5 protein-coding genes and 1 pseudogene are annotated in these 5,904 nt (G+C 52.5%); 4 read left to right on the forward strand and 2 right to left on the reverse strand.

From position 1 onward, the window contains the following. Positions 1–319 precede the first annotated feature (319 nt). A complete protein-coding gene (locus ACESNI_RS13225; protein ID WP_373087574.1) occupies positions 320–1,408 on the reverse strand; it encodes an NAD(P)-dependent alcohol dehydrogenase in 1,089 nt (362 codons plus the stop codon). A 91-nt stretch (positions 1,409–1,499) separates the two neighbouring features. Then, on the reverse strand, positions 1,500–2,408 hold the full coding sequence (locus ACESNI_RS13230; protein ID WP_373087576.1) for an AraC family transcriptional regulator: 909 nt from the start codon (positions 2,406–2,408) through the stop codon (positions 1,500–1,502). Between the two features lie 215 nt (positions 2,409–2,623). On the opposite strand from ACESNI_RS13230, the gene ACESNI_RS13235 reads away from it, so the two are divergent. The 4 genes and pseudogenes from ACESNI_RS13235 to ACESNI_RS13250 all read left to right on the forward strand — a co-directional run. Continuing rightward, entirely contained in the window at positions 2,624–3,454 is an 831-nt protein-coding gene (locus ACESNI_RS13235; protein ID WP_373087579.1) for an ATP-binding cassette domain-containing protein, read from the forward strand. Continuing rightward, the gene (locus ACESNI_RS13240) at positions 3,441–4,463 is read left to right on the forward strand and encodes an ABC transporter permease (protein ID WP_373087581.1); all 1,023 of its coding nucleotides are present in this window, start codon (positions 3,441–3,443) and stop codon (positions 4,461–4,463) included. Before ACESNI_RS13235 ends, ACESNI_RS13240 begins: the two co-directional genes overlap by 14 nt. Positions 4,464–4,491: 28 nt before the next feature. Further along, on the forward strand, positions 4,492–5,484 hold the full coding sequence (locus tag ACESNI_RS13245; protein ID WP_373087583.1) for a sugar ABC transporter substrate-binding protein: 993 nt from the start codon (positions 4,492–4,494) through the stop codon (positions 5,482–5,484). Between the two features lie 205 nt (positions 5,485–5,689). Continuing rightward, a pseudogene (locus ACESNI_RS13250) lies at positions 5,690–5,904 on the forward strand (hypothetical protein); the annotation flags it as partial.

Genomic DNA, 5,904 nt, shown 5'->3' on the forward strand with positions numbered 1-5,904 from the left:
CGCGCTATCGATTGTCTTGTTTTGCAGTGGTTTAATGAGCCCAGGTTAACGGGTTCTTAATGGGATTGGGTCAGGAATGTTGGTGCGCTTGCTACATAAGGCCGAAAGGTTGTTCCATAGGGCTCATCCTTTGAGAGTTTTACTCTCCGGTAAACCCGGGGCGGTTCATAGTGATGATACCCCATAGGCGGAAGCAGGAATGCATGTTTTTGCAAACATGGCCCGCAGAGCGGAGATGATGGGGCAGGCCCCATACCCCGAGGCGAAACCAGCCGGAAATGCGGGGAAATTTTGACTGGATTTTCGGGGTGTCCTAGATTTATCCCAAAGCGTTACAAAACGAAATTTGCATCTTGATCTGCCCTGCTGGTGCTGTGCTCGCAATTTGGAAGGCTTCGATGCTCTGTTCAAAGGAGAACGTCTTGGTGATCAATGGCGACACATCGATCGCTCCTGATGCCAGCATATTGACGCAATTGGGGAAAACGTGAGCGTAGCGAAAAACGTGTTCGATCCGGGCCTCTTTGGTCTGCGCCTTGGAAATATCAAATGGGATCGGGTCCGTTGGGATGCCAACATAGACGATTGTGCCGCCCGGCCGCAGGACATCAATGGCCCCGGCCGCCGCAGAGGAAACACCAGAACACTCGTACACGACATCTGCGCCCCAACCGTTGGTTCCCTGCAAGACGGCGTCTTCCAAAGAGTCTTTGAGGATGTTGATCGGCTCAACCGGCCCCAGTTTTGCGGCGACGTCGAGTTTCGAGTCATCAATGTCTGTCACGTATATCTTGGAACACCCGGCGGCTTTTGCCGCGAGCACAGTGACCATTCCAATCGGGCCTGCTCCCAAGACAACCGCGACATTCCCGGCAGTCGCCCGGGCCTTGGCCACTGCGTGCACGCCAACCGCGAGTGGTTCGACCATAGCCCCCGCTGCGAAGGAAACCTCGTCCGGCAATTTGAATGTATATGCAGCCGGGTGGACAACATGTGATTTCAGAACGCCATGAACCGGCGGTGTCGCCCAGAACTGAACTTCCGGATCAAGATTATAAAGTCCCAACTGTGCGGCGCGGCTTGCTGGATTCGGGATACCGGGCTCCATGCAAACGCGATCCCCAACGTTGAGGTGTTGCACGTCCTTACCGCATTCAACCACCACGCCGGAGACTTCATGGCCTAGGATCATAGGCTCGTTGACGACAAACTGACCAATCGACCCGTGAGTGTAATAGTGAACATCGGACCCACAGATACCGACCGTGTGGTTTGCAACCCGTACATCATTTGGACCAAGGACCTCGTCAACAGGACATAGGCGAAGGCAAAGCTTTCCTTTGGCTTCAAGAACCAAGGCGCGTGGGTCGTCGGATCCGGTCCAGCCGGTTCCGGATGTAATACTCATAGCTTCCCCCTCTTTTCTTCGGAATTGTAAAAAGAAAGGCTAGGAACCGCCAAGCGTGGGGATGCTTTGTTACAAAGTTTTTTGAAACCGATCAGGAAATTTCATGTACGCTATCGCGCATCTCTGTGAAATGAAAAGCGTTAGCGCGGTATTGAGATGGAGTTGTGCCACAGGTTCTCCGAAACTTGTTGTTGAAATTCGCGGTGTTATTGAAACCGGATTCATAACAAATAGAGGTCATGGACATGTTTGTGTTGGTCAGCATACGGCAGGCATGATGGACGCGAAGAAGGATGATGAAATCCTTGAAGTTGTGTCCCGTCTTTTTGCGGAAAAATCGCGAAAACGTGCTGGCTTCCATCGCAACAAGTTTGGCGACATCCGAAAGGAATATATTATCGGTGTAGTTGTCGTAAATGTAGCGCATAATATTCACCAACTTATTAGATGCCGCGTCATTGGAACCGAACTTATTTTTAGAGTAAGACAACATAGTCCTTTCTTCTTTTGTCTCAGATAGGGAAATCAACAATTCAAGGAATTTCATAAGACGTTGAGGTCCGCGCGCGTCTCCGATATCTTTGAGTATGCGGGCGCCTTCACTGCGTGTTTTACCTGTAAACTCTAGACCAAGCTCTGAATCACTGAACAATTCGTCAACTTTTGCCATCTCTGGAAAGCTTGAACAAAGCTGCCCGCAGAACTCTTTGGTGAACTGGCTCACGACATCCCGATCGGGGACCGAAAGTTCTGGCGTATTGTCACTAACAAAATTGTGAGGAAGATTTGGGCCGGTCATGACAAGCGAGCCAGGAGAAAACCGACCGACGTGATCGCCAATCATCATGTGACCGCTTGTTGACTGAATGAGATGAATTTCCAACTCCGGGTGGTGATGCCACTTCGCGAGAGGATGTGGGTAACCGTGCATATTCCAGCGAAACGATTCGTTGGGCGAGCAGAGGATGAGTTCACGATCTGCAATTGCAAAGGCATTCATACTTTTTCCCATCGGGTCTTTAGACGCTCCGTCGCAGCTTCTTTGAAGCCGAAATCCGTACATACGTCCGACTAAAACAGCCGACGCACTGCACAAGAATGTTTGCAAAATAGCCGCTCAAGACTGTTCCACAGCAATTTTCTACATCTAACGTTGGATAAGACAGGACGCGGGGTCAAGAGGCACAAGTTTGATTTTTGAGTCACGGTGGGGAAATGCAGACACAAACTAACACGACCGTATCGGGGAGTGTTCCTGATGAAACGTTGGGCAGCGAATGCCTTTTTGTAGGCCGAGGGCTCAATAAGAGTTATGGCGGATTACACGCTTTGCGGGACGTCGATTTAACGATGTACCGTGGAGAAGTTCTCGCACTTGTCGGGGACAACGGCGCGGGAAAATCCACTTTAATCAAGGCGATTTCTGGCGCGATTGTTCCAGATTCTGGATCTATTCAGTTTGACGGCGCGGATGTAAGTTTTGCCTTTCCCACCGATGCCACGGCTGTCGGCATCGAAACCGTTCACCAAAATCTTGGACTTGTTGACGAGTTGGATGTCACTCAAAACGTGTTTCTGGGACGCGAATTAACGCGATCGTCGTTTGGGTTTCTACCGCGCTTGGACAAGCAGGAAATGCGGCGTAAAACAGTCGACTTATTGCGCAACTTTTCGATCACCATGCCGAAGTTGAACGACCCAGTGCGCAAGCTGTCCGGCGGACAACGCCAGATTATCGCCATCAGCCGTCTTTTGCTGACGCAACCCAAACTGCTTATCATGGATGAGCCTATGGCCGCCCTTGGCATCGATGAGGGTTCCAAGGTTCTGGAGCTTGTGGCCAAGCTGCGAGACACGGGAATCACGACGCTTATTATTAGTCACAACCTTGAACATGTTTTCGGCCTCGCCGACCGCGTCGCCGTTATGAAGAACGGTGCGATGGTTGGCGTGAAGCGAACGGATGAAACCACCAGAGAAGAAATCGTCTCGATGATCACGATGGGCGCGCTGCATGGAAAGGGGGCAGACTATGTCAGCCACTGAAACGATGGACACCGTTGATAAGAGTGCAGGAAAATCTGACGCAAGATTTCGGTTTGATAACCTCGGGCTTACCTTGGTTCTTCTTGCGTTGATCATACTATTTACGTTAATCAACCCACGCTTTGCGAGCTTCTCTAACCTGATCAACGTGCTCACTCAGGCGTCGACATATATTATTGTCGCGATTGGGATGACGTTTGTAATCACGAAGGGCGGCATCGATCTATCGGTCGGGGCGGCGATGGCGCTGACTACCTGCATAACGTTCGATCTTTTGGATGGCGGCCTTCACTATATTCCTGCGCTTGCGGTCCTCTTCACGGTTTCGATCATTTTGGGGGCCATCAACGGCCTAATTGTGACCTTTCTGGCGGTGCCCGCTTTGATTGCCACTTTGGGCACGATGGTCACGTTCCGAGGGATCGCGCTTTTGCACTCGGCGGGAGAATTATATTACGGGCTTCCGCCTGAACTCGTCTGGCTGGGACAAGGTAAGATTGGTGTTATTCCTGTACCTGTGATTGTCACCGTCCTTTTCGTTCTTGTGGCGCATTGGCTGTTTAACCTCAGCACCTTTGGCGTTCACGTTCGGGCGGTGGGTGGAAATACCGAAGCCGCAAGACTTGCGGGCATTCGGGTGAATCGCATCACAATCGCCACCTATGGCTTCATGGGGATTGCCGTGGGCCTGGGCGGATTGCTCTGGATGGCGCGGATTGACGGCACCCAAGCCACCCTCGGTACCGCCATGGAGATCCACGTGATCGCGGCAACAATTATTGGCGGGACGAGCCTGTTTGGTGGGCGTGGCACGCTCTACGGTACTGTGCTGGGCGGGCTCCTTTTGACGATGTTGAACAACGCTTTGGTCATCGCTGGGGTCGAATTCTTTTGGCAACTCGTTGCAATTGGCATCATCGTCATCACTGCTGTCACCATCAACAACATAAGGGAAAACCGGATTACGTGGATTTCCGATTTACGATCGCGCTCCGGCTCGCGCAACTAGTCGGCAACTTAAATGGGAGGAATTAAATATGATCACTCGGAGAAAAATACTCGGGGTCGCAATGAGCGCGGCGATAGCTCTGACTGGCAGCACCGCGGCTTTTGCTGCAGACAAACCAATGCAGATCGCCTATCTGTCCCCATCTTTTGATATTTCCGACGCTTGGGAGCGCGTCTATTGGTCGATGCGCGGCCGTCTGGACGAGGAAGGTGTAGAGTACGAAGTCATCCAGTTGGCTGTTCAGGACGCCACGGATCACGCCGGTCAGCTTGCCCAAGTGGAATCGGTGATTGAACGCGGTGTCGACTATGTGATGCTGGGCGCCACCGAATACGAATCCGCCATTCCCGGCCTGCGCAAGCTGAAGGCGGCTGGCGTTGGCGTTGTGGTTTATAACTTCCTAAAGCCCCATGAAGACGAACAGGCCCGCGCCGCTCAATACATTGCGTTCGATCACTATGAGGGTGGACGCATTTCTGGGGAATGGGCCGTCGGGCGGCTTGGTGGCGAAGGCAAACTCGCAGTGCTTCAGGGGGTCCCCGGTGTTGTCAGCGATTTGCGGATGAATGGTTTTCTCGACGTTATCAAAAAATCCCCCGGCATAGAAATCGTTGTGGGCGTTCACACCGACTTTGACCGCGTCAAAGCCTTCGATGCCACGAACAATCTGATCGTCGCGCATCCGGATCTCGACCTGATATATGGCGTTTCAACCGGCGTTGGCCTCGGCATTGGGCAAGCATTGAAGGGTGCCGGCCTTTCGGACAAAGTGCTTTCTATGGGCTTTGGCGGCACGGGCGACGAGATCACCGCAATGGCAGAAGGCTGGCTGAGTGCGTCGCCACTTCGCATGATCGATGACAGCGGCGTTGCAGTGGCCGATGCCTTCATCGCCCTGTCCAAGGGCGAAACAGTTAAACCCGTCTGGTCTGGCCCCTTCACAATGATAGACTGGGAATCCGACGCGGATGATCTCGTGGCCCATGCGAACCGCTACTCCCGCCCCGCTATGGGCAGATAAAATGTGGTCACGGCGCGTTCTTGTCTAAGGAACGATTGGGAACGTGCCGTAGATTCCGCACTCAAACGTGCTATATTACTGGGAATATAATGAAGAGGAATTTAGCAGTTCGTCGTCATTCTAATTCAGAGGCCTATACTTCGAGTCCTGCAGAAGCCGAATTTGCTGACTTGACTGCCGGTGTCGGAACGATTCAGCTATATCCATGATCCGCCCCGGTTTTCTTTCCTCAGCAGAAAAGCAGGCTGAATTCATCGCGTTGTACGAACGTCTGATGCGTGAGTTACCTGCAGATGAAGCCGTCACCTTCGCCCCTTCTCGGGCATTCTTGAATGGCCTGCCAGGCAACGGATGCGGTGCATCCGGAATACCAGACCAAGCCTGCATTTGGCTGGGTGAAGGTTGGATCAAATCCAGCAG

The sequence above is a fragment of the Sneathiella sp. genome (genome assembly GCF_041689005.1).
GTDB lineage: Bacteria > Pseudomonadota > Alphaproteobacteria > Sneathiellales > Sneathiellaceae > Sneathiella.

What these genes read in the sequence shown, in the direction of transcription:
- ACESNI_RS13225 (WP_373087574.1), bottom strand. Translation starts at nt 1,408, where the DNA reads ATGAGTATTACATCCGGAACCGGCTGGACCGGATCCGACGACCCACGC.
- ACESNI_RS13230 (WP_373087576.1), bottom strand. Translation starts at nt 2,408, where the DNA reads ATGAATGCCTTTGCAATTGCAGATCGTGAACTCATCCTCTGCTCGCCC.
- ACESNI_RS13235 (WP_373087579.1), top strand. Translation starts at nt 2,624, where the DNA reads ATGCAGACACAAACTAACACGACCGTATCGGGGAGTGTTCCTGATGAA.
- ACESNI_RS13240 (WP_373087581.1), top strand. Translation starts at nt 3,441, where the DNA reads ATGTCAGCCACTGAAACGATGGACACCGTTGATAAGAGTGCAGGAAAA.
- ACESNI_RS13245 (WP_373087583.1), top strand. Translation starts at nt 4,492, where the DNA reads ATGATCACTCGGAGAAAAATACTCGGGGTCGCAATGAGCGCGGCGATA.